17 protein-coding genes are annotated in these 19,155 nt (G+C 35.8%); 12 read left to right on the top strand and 5 right to left on the bottom strand.

The window, feature by feature from the left end; genetic code table 11:
• Nucleotides 1-36 precede the first annotated feature (36 nt).
• Together ASE92_RS11965 and ASE92_RS11960 are read left to right on the top strand one after the other, a co-directional pair.
• Entirely contained in the window at nucleotides 37-3,528 is a 3,492-nt protein-coding gene (locus ASE92_RS11965) for a PKD domain-containing protein (RefSeq protein WP_082455043.1), read from the top strand.
• A 3-nt stretch (nucleotides 3,529-3,531) separates the two neighbouring features.
• A complete protein-coding gene (locus ASE92_RS11960; RefSeq protein ID WP_056850329.1) occupies nucleotides 3,532-4,542 on the top strand; it encodes a type IX secretion system membrane protein PorP/SprF in 1,011 nt (336 codons plus the stop codon).
• A 93-nt stretch (nucleotides 4,543-4,635) separates the two neighbouring features.
• On the opposite strand, the gene rpoN is transcribed toward ASE92_RS11960, so the two are convergent.
• Nucleotides 4,636-6,108, bottom strand: coding sequence for an RNA polymerase factor sigma-54 (gene rpoN / locus ASE92_RS11955; RefSeq protein WP_056850328.1), 1,473 nt, complete (start codon nucleotides 6,106-6,108; stop codon nucleotides 4,636-4,638).
• A gap of 161 nt (nucleotides 6,109-6,269) precedes the next feature.
• Here rpoN and mscL point away from each other — a divergent pair, with 161 nt between their 5' ends.
• Nucleotides 6,270-6,659, top strand: a complete 390-nt coding sequence (gene mscL / locus ASE92_RS11950; protein WP_056850327.1) for a large-conductance mechanosensitive channel protein MscL — start codon at nucleotides 6,270-6,272, stop codon at nucleotides 6,657-6,659.
• A gap of 36 nt (nucleotides 6,660-6,695) precedes the next feature.
• Here the strand turns inward: mscL and ASE92_RS11945 are convergent, their stop codons facing one another.
• Nucleotides 6,696-7,568 carry a ChaN family lipoprotein gene (locus ASE92_RS11945; protein WP_056850326.1) on the bottom strand — a complete coding sequence of 291 codons (873 nt, stop codon included), beginning with the start codon at nucleotides 7,566-7,568 and terminating at the stop codon, nucleotides 6,696-6,698.
• A gap of 131 nt (nucleotides 7,569-7,699) precedes the next feature.
• Between ASE92_RS11945 and ASE92_RS11940 the strand changes: the two genes are divergently transcribed.
• The 7 genes from ASE92_RS11940 to tsaB all read left to right on the top strand — a co-directional run bounded on the left by ASE92_RS11940 (nucleotide 7,700) and on the right by tsaB (nucleotide 12,369).
• The gene (locus tag ASE92_RS11940) at nucleotides 7,700-8,470 is read left to right on the top strand and encodes a LiaF domain-containing protein (protein ID WP_056850325.1); all 771 of its coding nucleotides are present in this window, start codon (nucleotides 7,700-7,702) and stop codon (nucleotides 8,468-8,470) included.
• Between the two features lie 76 nt (nucleotides 8,471-8,546).
• The gene (locus ASE92_RS11935) at nucleotides 8,547-9,608 is read left to right on the top strand and encodes a sensor histidine kinase (RefSeq protein ID WP_235527352.1); all 1,062 of its coding nucleotides are present in this window, start codon (nucleotides 8,547-8,549) and stop codon (nucleotides 9,606-9,608) included.
• Nucleotides 9,586-10,320, top strand: coding sequence for a LytTR family DNA-binding domain-containing protein (locus ASE92_RS11930; RefSeq protein ID WP_056850323.1), 735 nt, complete (start codon nucleotides 9,586-9,588; stop codon nucleotides 10,318-10,320). Before ASE92_RS11935 ends, ASE92_RS11930 begins: the two co-directional genes overlap by 23 nt.
• Before the next feature lie 392 nt (nucleotides 10,321-10,712).
• A complete protein-coding gene (gene rpmH / locus ASE92_RS11925) occupies nucleotides 10,713-10,871 on the top strand; it encodes a 50S ribosomal protein L34 (RefSeq protein ID WP_010601723.1) in 159 nt (52 codons plus the stop codon).
• 66 nt (nucleotides 10,872-10,937) lie between these two features.
• Nucleotides 10,938-11,333, top strand: coding sequence for a ribonuclease P protein component (locus ASE92_RS11920; protein ID WP_056850322.1), 396 nt, complete (start codon nucleotides 10,938-10,940; stop codon nucleotides 11,331-11,333).
• Nucleotides 11,320-11,550 (top strand): membrane protein insertion efficiency factor YidD, encoded by a 231-nt coding sequence (gene yidD, locus ASE92_RS11915; RefSeq protein ID WP_056850321.1) that lies wholly within the window; start codon nucleotides 11,320-11,322, stop codon nucleotides 11,548-11,550. Before ASE92_RS11920 ends, yidD begins: the two co-directional genes overlap by 14 nt.
• 132 nt (nucleotides 11,551-11,682) lie before the next feature.
• Nucleotides 11,683-12,369 (top strand): tRNA (adenosine(37)-N6)-threonylcarbamoyltransferase complex dimerization subunit type 1 TsaB, encoded by a 687-nt coding sequence (tsaB, locus tag ASE92_RS11910; RefSeq protein ID WP_056850320.1) that lies wholly within the window; start codon nucleotides 11,683-11,685, stop codon nucleotides 12,367-12,369.
• A gap of 1 nt (nucleotide 12,370) precedes the next feature.
• Here the strand turns inward: tsaB and ASE92_RS11905 are convergent, their stop codons facing one another.
• Both ASE92_RS11905 and ASE92_RS11900 read right to left on the bottom strand, forming a co-directional pair.
• Nucleotides 12,371-13,783, bottom strand: a complete 1,413-nt coding sequence (locus ASE92_RS11905) for a DUF5723 family protein (RefSeq protein WP_056850319.1) — start codon at nucleotides 13,781-13,783, stop codon at nucleotides 12,371-12,373.
• 31 nt (nucleotides 13,784-13,814) lie between these two features.
• The gene (locus ASE92_RS11900) at nucleotides 13,815-15,383 is read right to left on the bottom strand and encodes a hypothetical protein (RefSeq protein WP_056850318.1); all 1,569 of its coding nucleotides are present in this window, start codon (nucleotides 15,381-15,383) and stop codon (nucleotides 13,815-13,817) included.
• 88 nt (nucleotides 15,384-15,471) lie between these two features.
• Here ASE92_RS11900 and ASE92_RS11895 point away from each other — a divergent pair, with 88 nt between their 5' ends.
• Both ASE92_RS11895 and priA read left to right on the top strand, forming a co-directional pair.
• Nucleotides 15,472-15,858 carry a DUF423 domain-containing protein gene (locus ASE92_RS11895; RefSeq protein ID WP_056850317.1) on the top strand — a complete coding sequence of 129 codons (387 nt, stop codon included), beginning with the start codon at nucleotides 15,472-15,474 and terminating at the stop codon, nucleotides 15,856-15,858.
• Nucleotides 15,858-18,338, top strand: a complete 2,481-nt coding sequence (priA, locus tag ASE92_RS11890) for a primosomal protein N' (protein WP_056850316.1) — start codon at nucleotides 15,858-15,860, stop codon at nucleotides 18,336-18,338. Before ASE92_RS11895 ends, priA begins: the two co-directional genes overlap by 1 nt.
• Here the strand turns inward: priA and ASE92_RS11885 are convergent.
• The gene (locus ASE92_RS11885; protein WP_082455042.1) at nucleotides 18,335-19,021 is read right to left on the bottom strand and encodes a hypothetical protein; all 687 of its coding nucleotides are present in this window, start codon (nucleotides 19,019-19,021) and stop codon (nucleotides 18,335-18,337) included. The genes priA and ASE92_RS11885 overlap by 4 nt on opposite strands.
• Nucleotides 19,022-19,155 lie beyond the last annotated feature (134 nt).

The following is a 19,155-nucleotide window of genomic DNA, read 5'->3' as shown; positions in this document are numbered from 1 at the left end:
TTCCAAATGAATTACCTTTCTAATTAGCTAATACCAATGAAGCGAGCTGGATTATTAGCTTTACTAATATTTTTATTGGTTTCAATGCGCTCTCGTGCTCAAAACGTTTCCAACGAAGGGACAGATTTTTGGGCAGTTTTCCCCACGCATGTACCTAGCCAAAATAGCTTAGCCAACATTGCAGTTTTTGTAACTTCCAAATTCAATACAGAGGTTACGGTTAGTTGCGGCACATGGTCGTTAAAAAAAACAATTCCAGCCAACCAAGCTATACGATTCGATGTACCTAGAGCATCGGCTTATATCGAAGAATCAGAATCAAATACAGTTTTATTAGATAGGGCAATACGTATCCGCGTAACCGATGGTTTACCCAAAGTTTCTGCATATACCCACATCTGGGGCAGAGCTAGATCAGCTGCTTCGTTGATACTTCCTTTCGAAACACTTGGCCAAACCTATTATTCCATGAACTACACTCAATCTGCAGGTGGAAAAAATTACTTGGCCATAGTAGCTGCAGAAGATAATACAAGTGTTATTATTCATGTGAAAGGTGGCAGTACTCTACCAGTTACTTTGGCCAAAGCAGGCGATGTATACGAATACATCGCCGGTTCGGGTGATTTAACCGGAGTTTATGTGGAAACAGATAAAACAAAATCATCTTGCAAACGATTTGCTGCTTTTTCTGGCTCATCTGTAATTGTAATAGGCCCATGTACTGGTTCTCAAGATCCGCTATATCAACAACTTTATCCTACGGTAAGCTGGGGAAGAAACTATGGCGTTGTTCCATTCAAAGATAGGCGGTACATCTTAAGAATCTTAGCTCAAGAAGACAATACGAAAATCACTCTAGACGGTACGAACATTACTTTGAATAAGGGTGAATTCTATGAAAGTAGCATTTTAAACCAATCTACGTTTATCGCTGCAGATAAATTAATTAGTGTTGCCCAATATTCACTTACTCAAAATTGTTCTTCAGCTTCGGGTGCTGCTATCATTGGAGATCCGGAAATGGTTATTCTTAATCCAGTTGAATTCAGCATTAAAACCGTTACTGTGTTTTCATCCGACTTGGAATCAATAGTGGATAAGTACATCAACGTTCTAATTAGAACAAATAAAGTAAACAGCTTTAAAATTAATGGAATAGCTCCCACAGCATCATGGAGTACACTTATTGGCAATTCTAGTTATTCGTTTGCCCAGATTCCTGTTACAGCAAGCAGTTTAACGTTGACAGCTGATGATGGATTTAATGCGATTGCTTATGGATTTGGCAATGCCGAATCATATTCCTATTCAGCAGGGACTAATTTATCATCAAATAATTATTTAACGGTTATTGATGAAACCCGAAATGAGGAAAGTCCCAATGGTTGTATTGGACAAACTGTTGATTTTAAAGTCAATTTGCCTTATAAACCAGATCGCATCACCTGGACTTTGGAAGGTGGGGTGCCAGAAACAGTTTCAAATCCTTTACCTGAAACAAAGGTTGTAAACGGACAGACTATCTATGTGTACCGTTATCCTGTAAGTAAAACCTACACTCAAACCGGTGAATACCATTTAGAAGTAGTTGCACACATACCAACAAATGCAAATAATTGTATCACAGGCGACATTACAACCAACTATGTTTTTAATATCTACGATTTGCCTATTACTGATTTTGAAGCCAAGTTGACAGGTTGTGCTAATACTGAAGTTCAGTTTACAGATAAAAGTGATTCTAAAACAACGGATTTTGCGATTACAAATTGGCTCTGGGATTTTAGAGATGGCACAACATCAACCGATCAAAACCCAAAACATACTTTTTTAAAAGAAGGTAAATACAAGGTTTTATTAACTGTAAAATCTGGAACAGGCTGTTATTCTGAACCTGTTGAAAAAGAAATAGAAATTTACCCACAGCCAGTTTCAAATTTTAAAGCTCCTGCTGAAACTTGCACCAATACCGAATTTACAATTCAAGACTCATCAACCATCAGCAATGATATATCTGTAAATACCATTAAAAGCTGGGCCTGGAATTTTGATGACGGAACAGCAGTTTCAACTGATCAAAATCCAAGACATAAATATACTAAAACAGGAAAGTATACCATTTCGCTGGTAACCACGTCATCGAATAATTGCGTAAGCGAAGCAAAGAAATGGGAAATCAATGTTACAGAGCTACCAAAAGCAGGTTTTGAAATGCCCGATATCTGTTTGAAAGATGCTGTTGCTAATTTCACCAATACAGCAGTAAATGTAGACGGTACGGCTGATGGATTAACTTATAAATGGGATTTTGGAGACAAATATTTATCGGCAGCTGATTTGGTAAAAAACACATCAAATGCGAAAGACGGTTCACATACTTACACCGTAGCCGATAATTACGATGTTACCCTGACCATTACTAACACAAACGGATGTACAGATATTGTTAAACAACAGTTTACCGTCAACGGATCTGTTCCTAAGGCCAACTTTGAACCCTTGGTTACCAATAATTATTGCAGCAATACGGTAATCTCACTTAAAAATACATCAACGGTAGATTTTGGAAAGGTAACCAAGATTGAGGTTTACAAAGATTTAGATAACCAGCCAGAGCGCATGGAAACTTTTAATTTTCCAATACCAGATCAAATAGATTTGAATTATGTACCTTTTGGTTCCCCGCTAACTAAAGATGTTCAGATTAAAGTAGTTGCCTATTCAGGAGGCCAATGTTCTGATTTTATTATTAAAACTATTACCTTGAACGCATCTCCAATAATAACAGTTGATGAAATTTTGCCTGTGTGTGAGAATGATGGTAATGTTGTTATCAATCAATTTCATGAAACCAACGGAATTTCCGGCATTGGGGTTTATAGCAGCGATGGAAACGGTTTGAAACCTGATGGAACATTTAATCCGAAACTGGCAGGACTTGGGCCTCATAATATCACCTATACTTTCACAGCAGATAATAGTTGTAGTGCTGCGGTTACAAAATCAATTTTTGTAAATAAATCACCAGTGGTTGATGGCGGCTCGATTATTTATATCTTAGCAGGAGGAGAAATACAAATTCCTGCTGTAGCAACAGGCGAAGGATTGAAATATGAGTGGTTACCGGCTGCAGGGTTGAATAATAACAAAATCTTGAATCCAATTGCCTCACCGGAAGAAGATACTGACTATACCTTAACTGTAACTACCAGTCCGGAGCAATGCACTGCAGTATTACGGGTATCGGTTAAGGTTTTACAGGCTGTTAATCCTCCGAGTAGTTTCACTCCAAATGGTGATGGAATTAATGATGTATGGAATATCAAGTATTTGGAAAGTTATCCAAAGGCAACTGTAGAAGTCTTTAACCGGAATGGGAGCCGAATATTTTTTAGTGCTGGATATAGAACCCCATTTGATGGGAATTATCAAAATGAACAACTTCCGGTTGGTGTTTATTACTACATCATAAATCCACGAAATGGAAGGAAAAACGTTACCGGACCGCTCACAATAATCAGATAAATTTTGAAAAAGTATATCCTTATATTTGCCTTACTTGTTTCTACCAAAGCTTTTTCTCAGCAAAAGCCACAATACACTCAGTACATTTTTAATCAATATTTGCTTAACCCGGCACTTTCTGGGATAGAAAATTATATTGATTTTAAAGCAGGTTATCGGAAACAATGGGCTGGAATTAACGATGCGCCACAAACCTCTTTCGTGTCAGCACATTGGGCGTTGGGTGATAATCAGTTGTGGAGTAATGCACTCACTTCATTTCCCGAAGAAACAGGCAATCCAATGGATCGGAATTATATGCAGAATTATACTTCATCACCGCCACATCATGGCATGGGTGTTACCGCAGTTTTGGATAAAACAGGCCCGATAAAAAGATTGGATGCCAATGTAACCTACGCCTATCATTTGCAATTGAGCAATAACTTTAATTTATCTGCAGGTGTTGCAGCAGGTTTATCTAGCATTTCATTAGATATAAATGCATTGACATTCGAAAATCCTTATGAACCATCACTCAATAGAGCAATTACCAACCAACTACGTCCAGATTTAAGCGTTGGCGTTTGGTTATACGGTGCAAGAATGTTTGCAGGAGTCTCAGCTCAACAGATATTGTCTCAAAAATTAAGTTTTTCTGGAGATGAAGCCTATAATCAAGGAAAAGCGGTTCCACATTTCTTTGGTACAGTGGGGTATAAATTTTTTCTTGATGATGAAATTGCTGCAATTCCTTCCGTTATGGTTAAATATGTGCAGCCAGCGCCAGTATCGGTAGATCTAAATATGAAAATAGCTTTTAGAGATAAGTTGTGGCTTGGAGGAAGTTATCGCAAGGATGATTCATTTTCGGCAATGGCCGGTTTCAATATTGGAAAGATGTTGAATCTAACCTACTCTTACGATTTTACCACTTCTGATTTGAATCAGGTAAGCAATGGTAGCCATGAAATTGTTTTGGGATTACTACTTAACAACATTTATAAAGTACCTTCTTATATCCGAATGTGGTAAAGCAGTAAACGCAAGTTATCTTAAGTTCAAACGCACATCCAAATGAACCAAATACTGATTAATATCAACTGAAAACTGAAAATCTCCCGCGGCCTAAAGTTCCTTTCTTAACCTTGCCACCGGGATATTCATTTGCTCTCTGTATTTAGCAACAGTTCTACGGGCAATGTTATAACCCCTTTCTTTTAAAATATCGGTCAATTTCTCGTCGGCAAGAGGCTTGCGTTTATCCTCATTTCCAATACAATCTTCCAGTATTTTTTTTACTTCTTTGTTCGATACCTCTTCTCCATTTTCTGTCTGAATGGCTTCTGAGAAGAAAGATTTTAATAAAAAGGTGCCAAATTCAGTTTGCACATACTTCGAATTGGCTACACGAGATACGGTAGAAATATCCATGTCGATTTTATCAGCAATATCTTTTAATATCATTGGACGCATTTTGCGTTCATCAGCTGTTAAAAAATATTCGTACTGATAATGCATAATTGCATTCATCGTTTTCAACAAAGTTTGTTGCCTTTGTTTAATGGCATCGATAAACCACTTAGCCGAATCTAATTTTTGCTTCACAAACTGAACAGCTTCTTTAAGCTTTTTATCTTTTGATGAAGCCTTATCGTAATGCTCAAACATTTCCTGATAAGAGCGGCTTACTTTTAACTCAGGAGCATTTTTAGAGTTCAGCGTTAAAATTAAAATTCCATCATTATTACTAATATGAAAATCCGGAATGATTTGCATTTGTTTGGTTGTTACCTGATTTGCATCACCTGGTTTTGGATTTAAACGCAAAATCTCGTTGACTACCTCTTTAAGTTCTTCGCTATCTAATCCTAAGCTTTTTTCGAGTTTGTCGTAATGTTTTCTCGTAAATTCGTCCAAATAGTTTTCTACAACATTCATTGCTTTAACTATTATTGGATTATTAGGGTCTTTTCTTTTTAATTGAATCAATAAACACTCTTTCAAGTCTCTTGCGCCAATGCCTGGAGGATCGAAACTCTGTATCAGTTTTAACATTTCCAATACATCTTCTTCCTCAACCATTACATTTTGAGAAAAAGCCAAATCGTCAATCATAGAACCCAATGGACGGCGTAGATAACCATCATCATCCAAACTTCCGATAATTTGTTTACCGATAATAAAATCCTGGTCTGATAGAGGAATAAGATCTAATTGCTCTTGTAAACTTTCAAAGAAGGTGCTTTCAATGGCGATTGGAGTTTCTTTTTTCTCTTCGTCATCATCACCATTGTTGTAATTAGTACTATAATCGTTGGTATTGTCATCTTGCAGATAATCATCTACATTAAACTCATCCATGCTGGTATCTTCAGATGGTCCATCGAAGTCCTCAGGGCTGTCGTTTAAATCATCATATTCGCTTTTAGGCTCATCCTGTGTCATCAAACTAGGGTCTTCTAAAGCAGGATTATCTTCTAATTCTTCTTTTACACGCGTATCTAAAGCAACCGTTGGCACCTGTAACAACTTTATAAACTGAATTTGTTGGGGTGATAACTTTTGTAATAATTTTTGTTGTAGATGTTGCTTTAGCATATTTTGTATTCAGGATTGCAGCAAAAATAAACAAATCATTTCAGATATTCTTTCGAATTAATGTAAATGCTTTTGAATGTTTGGTTTAATTGTTTGCTAAACATTTGGATTCAGTTGAATGTTTGCTATTTTCGTATATAAATCATCTAAGCTTAAAAAATATGGGTTTTGTTAAAGAATTTAAAGACTTCGCGGTTAAAGGGAACGTTCTCGACCTAGCCGTCGGTGTTATCATTGGTGCTGCATTTGGAAAAATTGTAAGCTCACTAGTGGAGGATATTATTACGCCTGCAGTGCTAGGCCCGGCATTGAAAGCAGCCGGATTAGAAGATTTAAGCCAACTCACTATTGCTGGAACAGCAATAAAGTACGGAAATTTCCTATCGCAAGTAATTACATTTATTATTGTGGCTTTGGTGTTATTTGTGATTATTAAAGGTGCCAATAACCTTAAGAAAAAGGAAGTTGCGGCTCCTGCGGCTCCAGCACTACCAACAAAAGAAGAAGTTCTTTTAGCAGAAATAAGGGATTTGCTTAAAGCAAAAGCGTAAAAAAACAAAGATCTGCTTAAGGGCGGATCTTTGTTTTTAAAAACTTCTTTTCACTTTCGGATCCGTTATTATAATATAATCGCCCAGGTTTTTATGTTTTTCCCAATTCGGATTCTCAAAATTTTCATCACTAAATGATGAAATATTAAGAATTTTTAGTGTTGGAGCATATTTTTGAAGTTTGGCCAACGTTCCAAGCTTTTCATCACTGTGAAAGCGGCCATTTAGTTGTAGAATTTTAATTCCTTTATTTGCTTTCGCAAACTTAGCGATTGACCAAGCCATGGTAGCATCCCAAAAATTTTGAGTTTGATAGACTTTCATCGAGCCCATGCTATGCCCTCCCAGTAGTTCGGTAAATTTTTCCAGATATCTTCCAGTAGCGGTATCAATAGGGAGAGGTGGCAAATTGCTTAGTGATGACTTAGGAAAGCCACTTAAAACAGTCAATCCATTTTTAGTCACTGCATTGCTATAGCGAGTGGCGGCGTTGCCGGCAATTACAGCAAGCTTGTTTGTTTTAGCATATTCAATTAAGGGTTTATAGTCTTTGTAATTTGACCACGCCCTTCCTTCTTTGATAAAATTCTTTTCTGATATTAAGTCGGCTAGATATTCATCTACTACGGGTTGAACATCAGTGTGGAACATTTCTAAACTAAGAGCGGTTTTTTCAGGGAATTGTTCAGCTAATTTTTTGAAAATAGTAAATTCCAAAATATGCCCTATAGAATCGTTATGCTCTTCTCCAAAAAACAAAACATCAGCCTGATGCATGTCGGTAATTAATTCATCTAAAGGAATTACTTTTTGCTTTTTAACGTCATAAACTTTGTAGTGTGATGGCAAATCTTGTGCAAATACATCAAAATTGAAAATAATGAAAGAGATAAATAGTAAATATTTCATGTGCTCAAAATAAGAAAATATTTTTCGCCGATGAAATGATACTACTTACCGCCATTTTGCCGATACTGGAGAAAACAACAGTTATTAACTTTTAATTTATAAATACTTTTGGGTATTAAATAAATGAACACATGGAAAATGTAAATGAAAATAATCACATCAAAAACTCTGGTAGAGTTTGGAGTGGTTCCATCATATTAATTATTGGGCTAGCATTTTTATTAGATAATCTGGGTTTAAATATTCCGGGTTGGGTATTTAGCTTTTGGACATTTCTAATTGCACTTGGCGTGTTTATTGGTGTAAGGAAAAATTTTAAAGGGGTTTGGTGGCTTGTTCTTATTTTGTTTGGTGTATATCAAACGGTAGATGATATGGGCTTCGATTTCGACATATCTAAATACGCCCTGGGCATAGGTTTAGTAATTGTTGGTGGCTTTTTAATTTTTAAACCAAAGGATACGCTGAAAAGGAAAAAATCATTTAAAGGTGCACTTAAGAATGAATTTGGTGTAAATGATGAGATAGATCTTGATGACGAAGCAGATAAGAAAGCAAACAGAAATGACATAATTGATGTTGCAGCCGTTTTTGGCGGATCAAATCAAACCGTTTATTCTAAAAACTTTAAAGGTGGAGACGTGACTGCAGTTTTCGGCGGCTCGGATATTATAATGACGCAAGCTGACTTTACGGATTATGTAGTGATTGATGTTACTGCAGTTTTTGGAGGTATCAAATTAATTGTACCACCAAATTGGGCAATACAATCTAATGTTACAGCTATATTTGGTAGTGTAGAAGACAAGAGGGGGCACATGCTGCCGATAGATCAAATGCAGAAAACCTTAGTTTTAGATGGAACCGTACTTTTCGGGGGGATTGAAATCAAAAGTTTTTAAAACTATAATCAAAAGTAAATGATCAGAGATTTTCTGGTCGTTTACTTCGTTTATTATTACCTAAACAAACAACGCTTTGACAACTAGACCTCTATCCATCCCACAAATTCAAAAAAACTCTGCAGCTATAGCTATCGCTTGGTTTATTCTATGTGCCGTTGGCCTACATTATGTGGTGAATTTTTCTTGGTTAATTTCATTTGCAGATAGTTTTTTGAGTAATTTCTTACTGGTGATGGCCTGTATTGCCATAAGTAATATGCTGGGCTACTATCAGCCAAAAAACGAACGAATATTGTATGTGCTCATCATTACATTGGCACTTACGTTTGTAATTATTTATGCTGCAAAATATGCGATGTTATACATATTTTCAGATTTTAAGGAGTATTTAGATTTCTATAATTTCTCTTTTGCCTTCCGTGGCTTAATTTCCTTTATGTGTTTGGCCTGGTGTGCATTGGCCAATATTTTATGGTACAGGCTGGAGGAACAATCGGAAACACACGAAAGGCTTTCGGCGGCAAAAAGTTTGGCAAAAGAAGCGGAGCTAAACAAGCTTCGTCACCAATTGCAACCCCACTTTTTGTTCAATAGTTTAAATTCGGTATTTGCGCTTACAATGGTAAACCCTAAAGAGGCAGGCGTGATGATTACCAAGTTGGCTTCTTTTCTTCGCGGAACCTTAAAACGCGATGACGAATTGTGGGTTTCTGTAGAAGAAGAAATGGAATACATCCAGCTTTACCTTGATATTGAAAAGGTACGTTTTAGCCATCGCTTAAATATTGAGGTAAATGTAGCCGATGATACTTTGAATTTATGTTTGCCGGGAACTTTACTACAGCCGATTGTAGAAAATGCTATTAAGTTTGGTTTGTACAATACATCTGCCGGTATAACTATTAAGGTTGATGTAACAGTTGATCGTAATATTCTGGAGCTGCGGGTGCAAAATCCTTTCGATCCGGAAATGAAAGCCGCAGGAGGAACAGGATTCGGTTTAACAGCTATTAAACGTAGATTATATTTGTTATTTGCAAATCCGCATTTGCTGCAAACTGAAATTGAGGCAAATAATTTATATATTACCACTCTAAAAATCCCACAGAAAAATGATCAGAACGATATTAATTGATGATGAACCTTTAGCGAGAGATATTGTTAAATTTTATCTTACCGATCATCCCGAAATTGAAGTTGTTGCTGAATGTTGCGATGGTTTCGAGGGATTAAAAGCCATCACTTTACATAAGCCAGATTTAATATTTCTTGATATTCAAATGCCAAAAATTAGTGGCTTCGAAATGTTGGAATTAGTTGAAGATAAGCCCGCCGTAATTTTTACAACTGCTTTTGATGAATATGCCATTAAAGCTTTTGAAGTTAATGCAGTAGATTATTTGCTCAAACCAATAGATAAGGCACGTTTTGATGCTGCCATCAAAAAGCTGCCTTCCAGATTAAATCAAACAGAAAATACGGAAGCTGTTTTGGATGCCGCTGCTTTGAGTCCGGCCCAAAATAATAGGGTAGTAGTTAAAAAGGATGGCGTAATTAAAATTATTCCAACCGGAGATATCAATTACCTGGAGGCTGATGATGATTATGTTAAATTAAGTACAGCAGACGGTGTTTTCTATAAAAATAAAACCATGGCTTACTTTGAACAAACTCTTGATTCCGGCCAATTTATCCGTATTCATCGCTCTTATATCATTAACCTTGCTCAGGTTACAAAAATCGAATTAAAAGAGAAAGATAGTTACGTGGTGCTGCTTAAATCAGATATCTGGCTGCCAGTGAGTAAAACAGGATACATAAAATTGAAAGCAGCTTTGGGCTTGTAATCAGTAAGCTCCTTATGTTTTCCTAAATGGCAATAGATTGATTATTGATATAAGTTTTCAGATTTGAGACAATTACATCCCCGTCCCGTAGGGATGTATCCTCGGTAGCAAAAAATTGTTTTGCAATCGTTTCTTCCGTAGGAACGTTTTATGAATTGTTTGCATGTAGGGTATCCTTACATAATTGTAGTGGCCAGTATGAAATAAACCCGACCGAAGCGAGATGCTGGCTTTTTCTGCCAGCAGAAGCGGGGGCGGGACTGAATTTTAAAAAGAATTACTACATTTGCTTTTCAAATAAAAAATAAAACTAAACAGACTTGCATTTATAGAGAAATCGCTTTATATTTGCACCTCTTAATTTTGAAATTATAATAAGATAATATACAGTCATGAAAAGAACATACCAACCTTCGCAAAGAAAGAGAAGAAACAAACACGGCTTCCGCGAAAGAATGGCAACAGCTAACGGCAGACGAGTATTAGCATCACGTCGTGCTAAAGGAAGAAAAAGATTAACAGTTTCTGACGAACGCAAGCATAAAGCATAATTTTTGATTGCTTTTCCGATTAATCGGAATCGGCAGATCAAAATCTGCAATTATCAATCAAAATATATGTACACATTCAGAAAAGAAGAACGGTTATGCAGCAGAAAACATTTAGATCTGCTGTTTAAAAACGGTTCTTCTTTTTTATTATATCCTTTTCGTATTTCTTACCTGTTTATTAATGAAGCTGCTCATGTTCCGGCTCAGGTGGTCATTAATGTTCCTAAAAAGAGATATAAACGAGCTGTAGATCGCAACCTGCTCAAGCGCCGCATTCGCGAAGCTTACCGCCTAAATAAACAAGAAGAGTTTTATAGTCAATTACCTGATGATAGAGGATTATTGCTTTTTTCCATCCAATTTGTGGGGAAAGAGAAGTATGAATTTACTTTTATTCAAAAAAAATTGGTGTCAACTTTTAAGCGCTTTAAAACTTTAATTCAGCCAAATGAAGTTCATTAATAAGATATTTGCTTCGCTTTTTTTAGGGTTGATAAGGATTTACCAATATGCCATTTCGCCTATGCTTGGCGCAAATTGTAGGTTTACCCCAACTTGCTCGCAATATGGAATTGAAGCTATTCGGAAATTTGGCCCATTTAAAGGTGGATGGATGGCCTTGAAGCGTATAGGTCGCTGCCATCCATGGGGCGCACATGGTCACGACCCTGTTCCATAATTTTAGTTATCAGTTGCGAGTTACAAGTATGGATACAAAAATTATTGAGCGTCGTGGATTTTGATGCAGAACAAAACAGTCAACTTATTAAACTTCGGGGCAAAATAATTATAAACGCATAACTCAAGTAAAATGGCTAAAATACTTCAAATAGAAACAGCTACACAGGTTTGTTCGGTAGCTTTATCAATTGACGGGGAAACAGTTTATACCAAAGAAGAGATTGGTCAAAACTTGCACGCCAGTAATCTTACTTTATTTATTGATGAGGTGATTAAGTCTTCTCACGTCACTTACAATGATTTAGACGCCATTGCGGTTAGCAAAGGGCCAGGATCTTATACGGGCTTGAGGATAGGCGTATCTACAGCAAAGGGACTCTGTTATGCATTAGAAAAGCCATTGATTGCTGTTGAAACGCTAGAAATGATGGCCAATGGTTTTATGACTGAAACCCCGATATACGCTGGACTAATTTGCCCTATGATTGACGCCCGAAGAATGGAGGTTTATAGTGCTGTTTTTGATAGCAATTTGAGTGTCTTGGAGTCAACCTCTGCCAAAATAATCGATGAAAATAGTTATTCGGAATTGCTCCAGAAAAATGAAATCACTTTTTTAGGAGATGGAGCTGCAAAATGTAAGGAAACTCTAAATCACCAAAATGCGTTTTTCAACTATAATAATTTTAACTCCGCAAAGTATATTTCAGCTTTAGCATACAAGGCATTTCAAGTGCAAGATTTTGAAGATCTAGCCTATTTCGAACCTTTTTATTTAAAAGATTTCGTAGTTACCCAACCAAAAAAGAAAGTTTAGGTTATTTCCGTTTAAAAATTGAAAATAGATTTTTAAAGAAACTGCCCCCTTCATTGTCATTTATACCAGGCATCACATCACTAAACTGCGGGTGATTGACAACATTTCCAAATTTAATCCCTATACCCATATATACTGAAGCGCCGACTCCGTTAGTAGCAGATCCGGTACTTCCATTGCTGGATATTATGCCCTTAGTGGTATAGGCAGTAGAAACTAAATTGTCTGATCCAAGGAAAATTTCGAAGTTTGGCGTTTGATATTTACCTTGTAAACCAACCATAAAAATATTGTTAAGGTTGTAAAGCGGAGTAATACTTCCGGAGAAATTTTTATAATTAAAGCTGTTAACCAAAGCAATATCCCCACCCTTGTAAAAAAGATTTTTCGACACAATAAACGAAGGTTTGTAGAAGCCATATATTTTTGAAACATATAGATCAATCTTTGCATTTGTTGGTGCAAGGAATTTCTTGCTTTCCTGAGCTTCAGTAAATATATCGGTAATGCTATTATTAATGTTGTTTCGATTTGCGAAAGTATTTATCGTAATATTCGATGAGTTGACGATTGTTTCCTGAGTACTTTTTCTCCACCAAATGAAACCCAAATCTTTAATATTTGCCATCAACAGTAAACCTTTTTTTGTGGTATAATTCGTTCCAAAGCTTAACGATAATCCAGGATTTTTGAATGGAAGCAATGTTTTTTTTCTGAGTTCTCTTCCCTCTGTAAAATTACTTCTATAGTTGGCTGCCAACCCTAAATTGAGGGTATTTGATTCTGGGTCTGAATATAAGTACGAATCAGTGATATCGATTTTATTGTATAAAATACCGCTTAATAAGCTGGCTTTTAAACCAAACGCTAATCGCTTATTGTAATTTTCGCGGTAGCTTATACTAAATTGATGATAGGATTGTTGATATCCGGATGAATTGAAAATTCCACGTAACGGAGTATTGATTGGAAATTTATTGGGAGAATCAAAAATTGCAAGAGTTTCATTGGTGTAGTCAATTTGCGCATCAGAACGAATTTGCCACGCAAGACCAATTTCTTTTTGGTATTTGTATGAATGAAACAACCTAAAAGTGGCAACATAAATATTGCTGTTTTGGTAGAAGTGGTTTACATCCCCATTCAATAGGGGTAAGCCCTCCGTATCGAGATATCCGGTTTGAGCAAGTCTCCTGATTACGTTGTTTGCTTCACCCTTGTTTGCAGCGTTAATGCCAAAATAGGGCAAGAAAAAATTAGAGGAGAATTTGCGAGAGGAATCTAATGTGAACGATTTCTGAGAAGGATTCTCAAAAGCATCGAACATAGTTCTCGTGCCAAAAAGGGCGTATTGCTGAGCTTTTGCAACCTTAAAACTAGCAACTATAAGTAAAGCAAGTAAAAGTTTCTTCATAAATCTATTGGTTTTTAGGCTGTTTTTCTTATTAACGGATACTTAGCGAATCTGGTATTGGTTGTTGTACATATTTGTTTAATAGTACATTAGAGATGAATTTATTCTTATCGGCTATCAGTTGGTAGCAGAAAGTATCAAAGGTTTTCAGGCCACTATCTGCCATAAAATGTTTGTAGTATTTTGATGAAAGATTATCTCTCAAAATATTCTGAGATTTTCGAAGATCAACATAATAGCTGATATTTGAAGTAGTAGCGATTTGATTCATGGCATCCATGTAAATAGGATTTTGGATCATTAACCTATTGTTTTTATAACTGATTAAAAAGGATGCTACTGTACTTGCATTGTTAGCCACAATTAAATAATTATCTATGATGGCATAAAATGGTTTGCTAAAATTTTTAAAAGCCTCTCCAAAGTATACTTGAAGAATGTTTGCAGACTTAAAAACTTTAATTTCATCACTGTAATCTGTACTTACGTCAAATAATAATTGTTTCACTTTCTCTCCATTAGTAAGTTGTATCGCTCCCAGTTTTTCACTGGTGCTTAATTGAAATGTTGCAAATTGATTTTTAGCATACAATGGAAATATTAAATTTAAATCTGTTCTATAATCATTTTTGATTGAACTAATCGTTTGGTCTGCCTGTGTAATTTGATTGGCTTTAATCCGTATAGTCTTCAGGCTTTTAAACCAGGTTTTATAATCATCAAATGCGTAGATCGCATAATTTGCCGTGTTATCAGGTAAGATATTTTGAATATTTGTAACCTGTGCTGCGCTTTGTTCAAATAATTTGAGGTAGCTAGAATCATCTTTTAACGTAGTGCTGCCGTTAAAAAGAATACGCTCTTTGCTAAAATTATAACTTAAAGAGGCAAATGCATTTTGCCTGTTTAAAACTTCAATACTTCCATTTAATTTACCAACCAAAATGTTCTTTAGCACAAGTGGTACATGATTATAGTTGATATAGATTTGTGCCAGGGCACTTCTGCTAACAGCATTATTCTCTTTTATATAATCAGTGAAAGGATTTTCAGCTAATCGAATAGCAGCATCGTTAATAAGTTTTAGCGAGGTTGACAGGGTTATTACTCTATCATTGAGATTTGCGTAAGCAGAAACACTATCTTGAAGCTTCAAGGAATATTGCCCGTTCTGTAATGGGGTAATATAGTTTTTTGATTTGATTACCTGATTAAATTTATTTAGGTCTTCATCTGCCTTAAGTTGAACAGTAATTAAAAAATTTAGGTTTTTATTGGTGTCTGGAAGTACGCTAACATAAATATATTGATCTTGAATAAATTTATTTAGCGCATTATCGTTAATAATTAAATCCTTAAGCTGAATCAGCAATTGAATTTTATCTTCGCCTAATACCTGCTGAATAAGGTTTTGCGCTTGAATAATTTCATAAAATCCCTTATCATTTTGAAATGAAAATACTATTGCAGCATTATTCGTTGCAGATTGCAATGCTAAATCTTTTGCGTTATTTTCATTGCCCAATTTTGAGAAATACAGATATGCCATCCCTGCAATACCAAAAAATAATGCAATAGTTAAAATGATAATTTTTTTCATGTGCGTGCAACAAATTTAATTTATTACATTGATTACAGCGAAGTTCTATGTCATTTTATTAATTTAGCGATTGCTTCAAGCAATAACTATGAATAAACGAATTATACTTACTGCTTCTTTTTTTGGCGTAGTGGCTGTTTTACTTGGCGCTTTCGGTGCTCATGGTTTAAAGGCCGTAATAGATCAACCTTCAATAGAAATTTGGCAGAAAGGGGTAGAATATCAATTTTATCACACTTTTGCGCTTTTGTACCTTTCAACTTTTGCAAGGTATAGAAACAAGTTAATTAATATTGCCTATTTCTGCTTTACATTCGGAATTGTTCTCTTCTCGGGATCTTTGTATTTATTGGCAACCCGAAGTATATTAAAGTTGGATTTTATCAATCTAATTGGTCCAATTACGCCTATTGGTGGTCTCTTGTTTGTTTTAGGTTGGATAATGCTGTTCTTCGCTGCATTTAAGGATAAATAATGGATAGCTTTGGAAACGATATTTTTGCTGAAAGAGAAACACTTTTTGTCGAAGTTATCTTGCCTTTGTCTTTGGCAATAAACTATACCTATAGGGTACCATTTGATTTAAATGATCAGGTTGCGATTGGGAAAAGAGTTGTTGTTCAATTTGGTAAGCATAAAATCTACACTGCTTTAATTAGTGCCATTTCTAAGAATCCTCCTGGAGTTTATGAGGCGAAATATATTATCGATATAATTGACAGTGAGCCGGTGGTAACCCCCACCCAATTAAAGTTCTGGAGTTGGATGACGAATTACTATATGTGTAATGAAGGAGATGTGATGTCTGCGGCGTTACCCGCTAGTTTGAAACTTGCCAGCGAAACCATACTCGTTCTTCGCGATGATTTTACGGATGAGATTGTACTTACCGAAAAAGAGGAGATAATTATTTCAGCGCTAAAAAAGCAAGAAAAACTGACAGTAAATGATGTTTCAAAATTGTTAGGTCAAAAAACAATTTATCCAATCATCAATCATTTATTAGAAAAAGAGCTGATTCTAGTTGCAGAGGAAGTGGTGCAAAAGTACAAACCTCTTTTGAAATCGTTCGTGACTTTAAATGATTTCTATACTGATGAAGAAAATTTAAAGGAACTTTTTAACGTTCTGGAGAAAGCACCAAAACAACTTGATGCGTTGCTTGCCTATCTGAAACTGCAAAAATTAAATCTTCCCATCTCTAAAGAACAGCTTTTAGAAGAGAGCAACTGTGGTGTAAGTGCTTTAAAATCACTAACGGATAAAGAGATTTTTAAGGTGATGAAACGTCCTGTAAGCAGGTTAGCTAATCATGATGAAGAATTTAGTGTTAATTTTCAATTAAATACCGGACAACAGACCGCTTTAAATCTGATCAATCAATCATTCGAAGAAAAGGATGTTGTTTTACTTCACGGAGTAACTGCTTCTGGTAAAACACAGGTTTATATTAAATTAATTGAAGAAATTATTCAAAACACTGATGGGCAAGTTCTTTTTTTATTACCAGAAATAGCTTTAACTACTCAAATTGTTGAACGCATTAAACGTTATTTTGGAAATGCAATTGGAGTTTATCATTCCAAATTTAATAATAGCGAGAGGGTTGAAATTTGGAATAAGGTAAGAACAGGCGCTTATAAGGTAATACTTGGGGCAAGGTCAGCCGTATTTCTACCATTTCAACACTTAAAATTAATTGTGGTAGATGAAGAACATGAGCCATCTTACAAACAATATGATCCCGCTCCTAGATATCAAGCGAGAGATGCCTCCATTTATCTTGCTCATTTGCATCAGGCGAAGGTTATTTTGGGTTCTGCAACTCCATCACTAGAAAGTTACTATAATGCGCTGCAAGGAAAATATGGGTTAGTTGAGATGAAAGAGCGCTTTGGCGGTGTGCAATTACCGAACCAACAAGTGGTCAGTATCGCGGAGGAAACCAAGCGGAAAACCATGGTTTCGTATTTCTCTAGCGTGTTAATTAAAGATATTGATCTTGCCTTGTCAAAAAAGGAGCAAGTTGTTCTTTTTCAAAATCGAAGAGGCTATGCAACCATTTTAATTTGTGCTACTTGTGGCTATACTCCAAAATGTGTGAATTGCGATGTAAGCTTAACCTATCATAAAAGTAGTGGTAAACTGCATTGCCACTATTGCGGTTTTCAACAAAGCAGCGTTAATATTTGTCCAGCATGTGGCTCTGTTCATGTAGAGCAGAAAGGCTTTGGAACGGAGCGTATCGAAGAGGAGCTAAAATTACTATATCCAGATATCACTATTGCCCGTTTGGATATGGACAGCACCCGGACAAAAAATGGTTTGCAACAAATCTTAACTGATTTCCAGGAAAAGAAAACGGATATTCTGATCGGTACGCAGATGGTTGCTAAAGGCTTAGATTTCGATAACTTAAATTTGATTGGCGTTATTAATGCAGATACACTTTTGGGTTATCCCGATTTTAGGGCTTATGAACGAAGTTTTCAACTGTTAGCGCAGGTTGCAGGAAGGGCTGGGAGACGAGCTGACCAAGGAAATGTTTGCATTCAAACTTATGATGCTGATAATAGGATTATTAAACAAGTTGTTAATAACGATTATGAAGGCATGTACAATGATGAAATAGCAGAACGTGAAAAATTTCTGTATCCGCCATTTTCTCGGATGATATTTCTTTACGTCAAAAATAAAGATTCTCATATATTAGATCATGCAGCACTTACATTGGCAAATATTCTTAAAGCTAAATTCGGTAAACGTGTATTGGGGCCGGAGCAGCCATTAATCAGCCGTGTACGTAATCTGTACATCAAACAAATTATCATTAAAGCCGACAAGCATACCGCCATTCAAAAAGTTAAAGATGCACTTCGAGAAACACTAACACAATTCAATGCCACTAAAGATTTTAAAGGCGTTTTTACCCAAATTGATGTAGATCCGTATTAATTTTTGCTATTGAAATTAAATTGAATACCTGCAGAAACGGGGTTTAATAAAAACTCCCATTTGTTATACGTATTTACAGTTCTGGCAGTAAGATTCGGCTGTGTAATATCTTGCTTTTCATACGAATAGTTGAAATCCAGGCTGCTTTCTGCAAATATTGATAAGTTTGGAATGATGTTGATTTTGAAGCCTAATGTTGGAGACATTACCAGACCATTCTTACTCGCATCAGCCGACTGATTTGTTGAGCCAACCAATGCGTTTTGTGGTGCTATAACACCTGTAAATTTATTAGAGCGATATCCAATATCAAAAGCGAAATAGGGTTGAACTCTTGAGTAATTGAAGTTTTTTTCAAAACCAATCTTAAAAGAGTAATCTGTTACTTTTCCGCTAGCCATTTCACAGGTTTCGCAAGTGTTTTGAAATCGCACATCATTATTGCGGAAATAATTTCCACTGATTCGATAACTTATCTGGTTGTCGTTGAACTTCAAAATCACCCCATTACCATACATCTTTGTATAATCCTGGGTATTTGTTTGATTCAATATTTTCGGTAGTTGCATGAGGCTAAAACCTCTTGCTGCAATTGAATAATTATAATCAGCACTAGTTTGTGCAAGTATATTAAATGTGATGCAAGTGCATAATATGAATATGCTTATTAGTCCTTTTTTCATGTAAGAGTAGACAGTTGAGGTAATTTATATAAGTCTTCAAAAGTAGAAATAATTCCTTAATACACACAATTAATGTTTTACACTAACGAAAATCCCATTATTTTGATTTACTGTAAGTTATATTAATGTTGATT

The organism is Pedobacter sp. Leaf41 (assembly GCF_001422545.1).
GTDB lineage: Bacteria > Bacteroidota > Bacteroidia > Sphingobacteriales > Sphingobacteriaceae > Pedobacter.
This window is presented reverse-complemented; position numbering and strand designations above follow the sequence as displayed.

What these genes read in the sequence shown, in the direction of transcription:
- rpmH (WP_010601723.1), top strand. Translation starts at nt 10,713, where the DNA reads ATGAAAAGAACATACCAACCTTCGCAAAGAAAGAGAAGAAACAAACAC.
- ASE92_RS11895 (WP_056850317.1), top strand. Translation starts at nt 15,472, where the DNA reads ATGAATAAACGAATTATACTTACTGCTTCTTTTTTTGGCGTAGTGGCT.
- ASE92_RS11945 (WP_056850326.1), bottom strand. Translation starts at nt 7,568, where the DNA reads ATGAAATATTTACTATTTATCTCTTTCATTATTTTCAATTTTGATGTA.
- ASE92_RS11905 (WP_056850319.1), bottom strand. Translation starts at nt 13,783, where the DNA reads ATGAAGAAACTTTTACTTGCTTTACTTATAGTTGCTAGTTTTAAGGTT.
- ASE92_RS11885 (WP_082455042.1), bottom strand. Translation starts at nt 19,021, where the DNA reads ATGAAAAAAGGACTAATAAGCATATTCATATTATGCACTTGCATCACA.
- yidD (WP_056850321.1), top strand. Translation starts at nt 11,320, where the DNA reads ATGAAGTTCATTAATAAGATATTTGCTTCGCTTTTTTTAGGGTTGATA.
- mscL (WP_056850327.1), top strand. Translation starts at nt 6,270, where the DNA reads ATGGGTTTTGTTAAAGAATTTAAAGACTTCGCGGTTAAAGGGAACGTT.
- ASE92_RS11965 (WP_082455043.1), top strand. Translation starts at nt 37, where the DNA reads ATGAAGCGAGCTGGATTATTAGCTTTACTAATATTTTTATTGGTTTCA.
- ASE92_RS11920 (WP_056850322.1), top strand. Translation starts at nt 10,938, where the DNA reads ATGTACACATTCAGAAAAGAAGAACGGTTATGCAGCAGAAAACATTTA.
- ASE92_RS11930 (WP_056850323.1), top strand. Translation starts at nt 9,586, where the DNA reads ATGATCAGAACGATATTAATTGATGATGAACCTTTAGCGAGAGATATT.
- ASE92_RS11940 (WP_056850325.1), top strand. Translation starts at nt 7,700, where the DNA reads ATGGAAAATGTAAATGAAAATAATCACATCAAAAACTCTGGTAGAGTT.
- priA (WP_056850316.1), top strand. Translation starts at nt 15,858, where the DNA reads ATGGATAGCTTTGGAAACGATATTTTTGCTGAAAGAGAAACACTTTTT.
- ASE92_RS11900 (WP_056850318.1), bottom strand. Translation starts at nt 15,383, where the DNA reads ATGAAAAAAATTATCATTTTAACTATTGCATTATTTTTTGGTATTGCA.
- tsaB (WP_056850320.1), top strand. Translation starts at nt 11,683, where the DNA reads ATGGCTAAAATACTTCAAATAGAAACAGCTACACAGGTTTGTTCGGTA.
- rpoN (WP_056850328.1), bottom strand. Translation starts at nt 6,108, where the DNA reads ATGCTAAAGCAACATCTACAACAAAAATTATTACAAAAGTTATCACCC.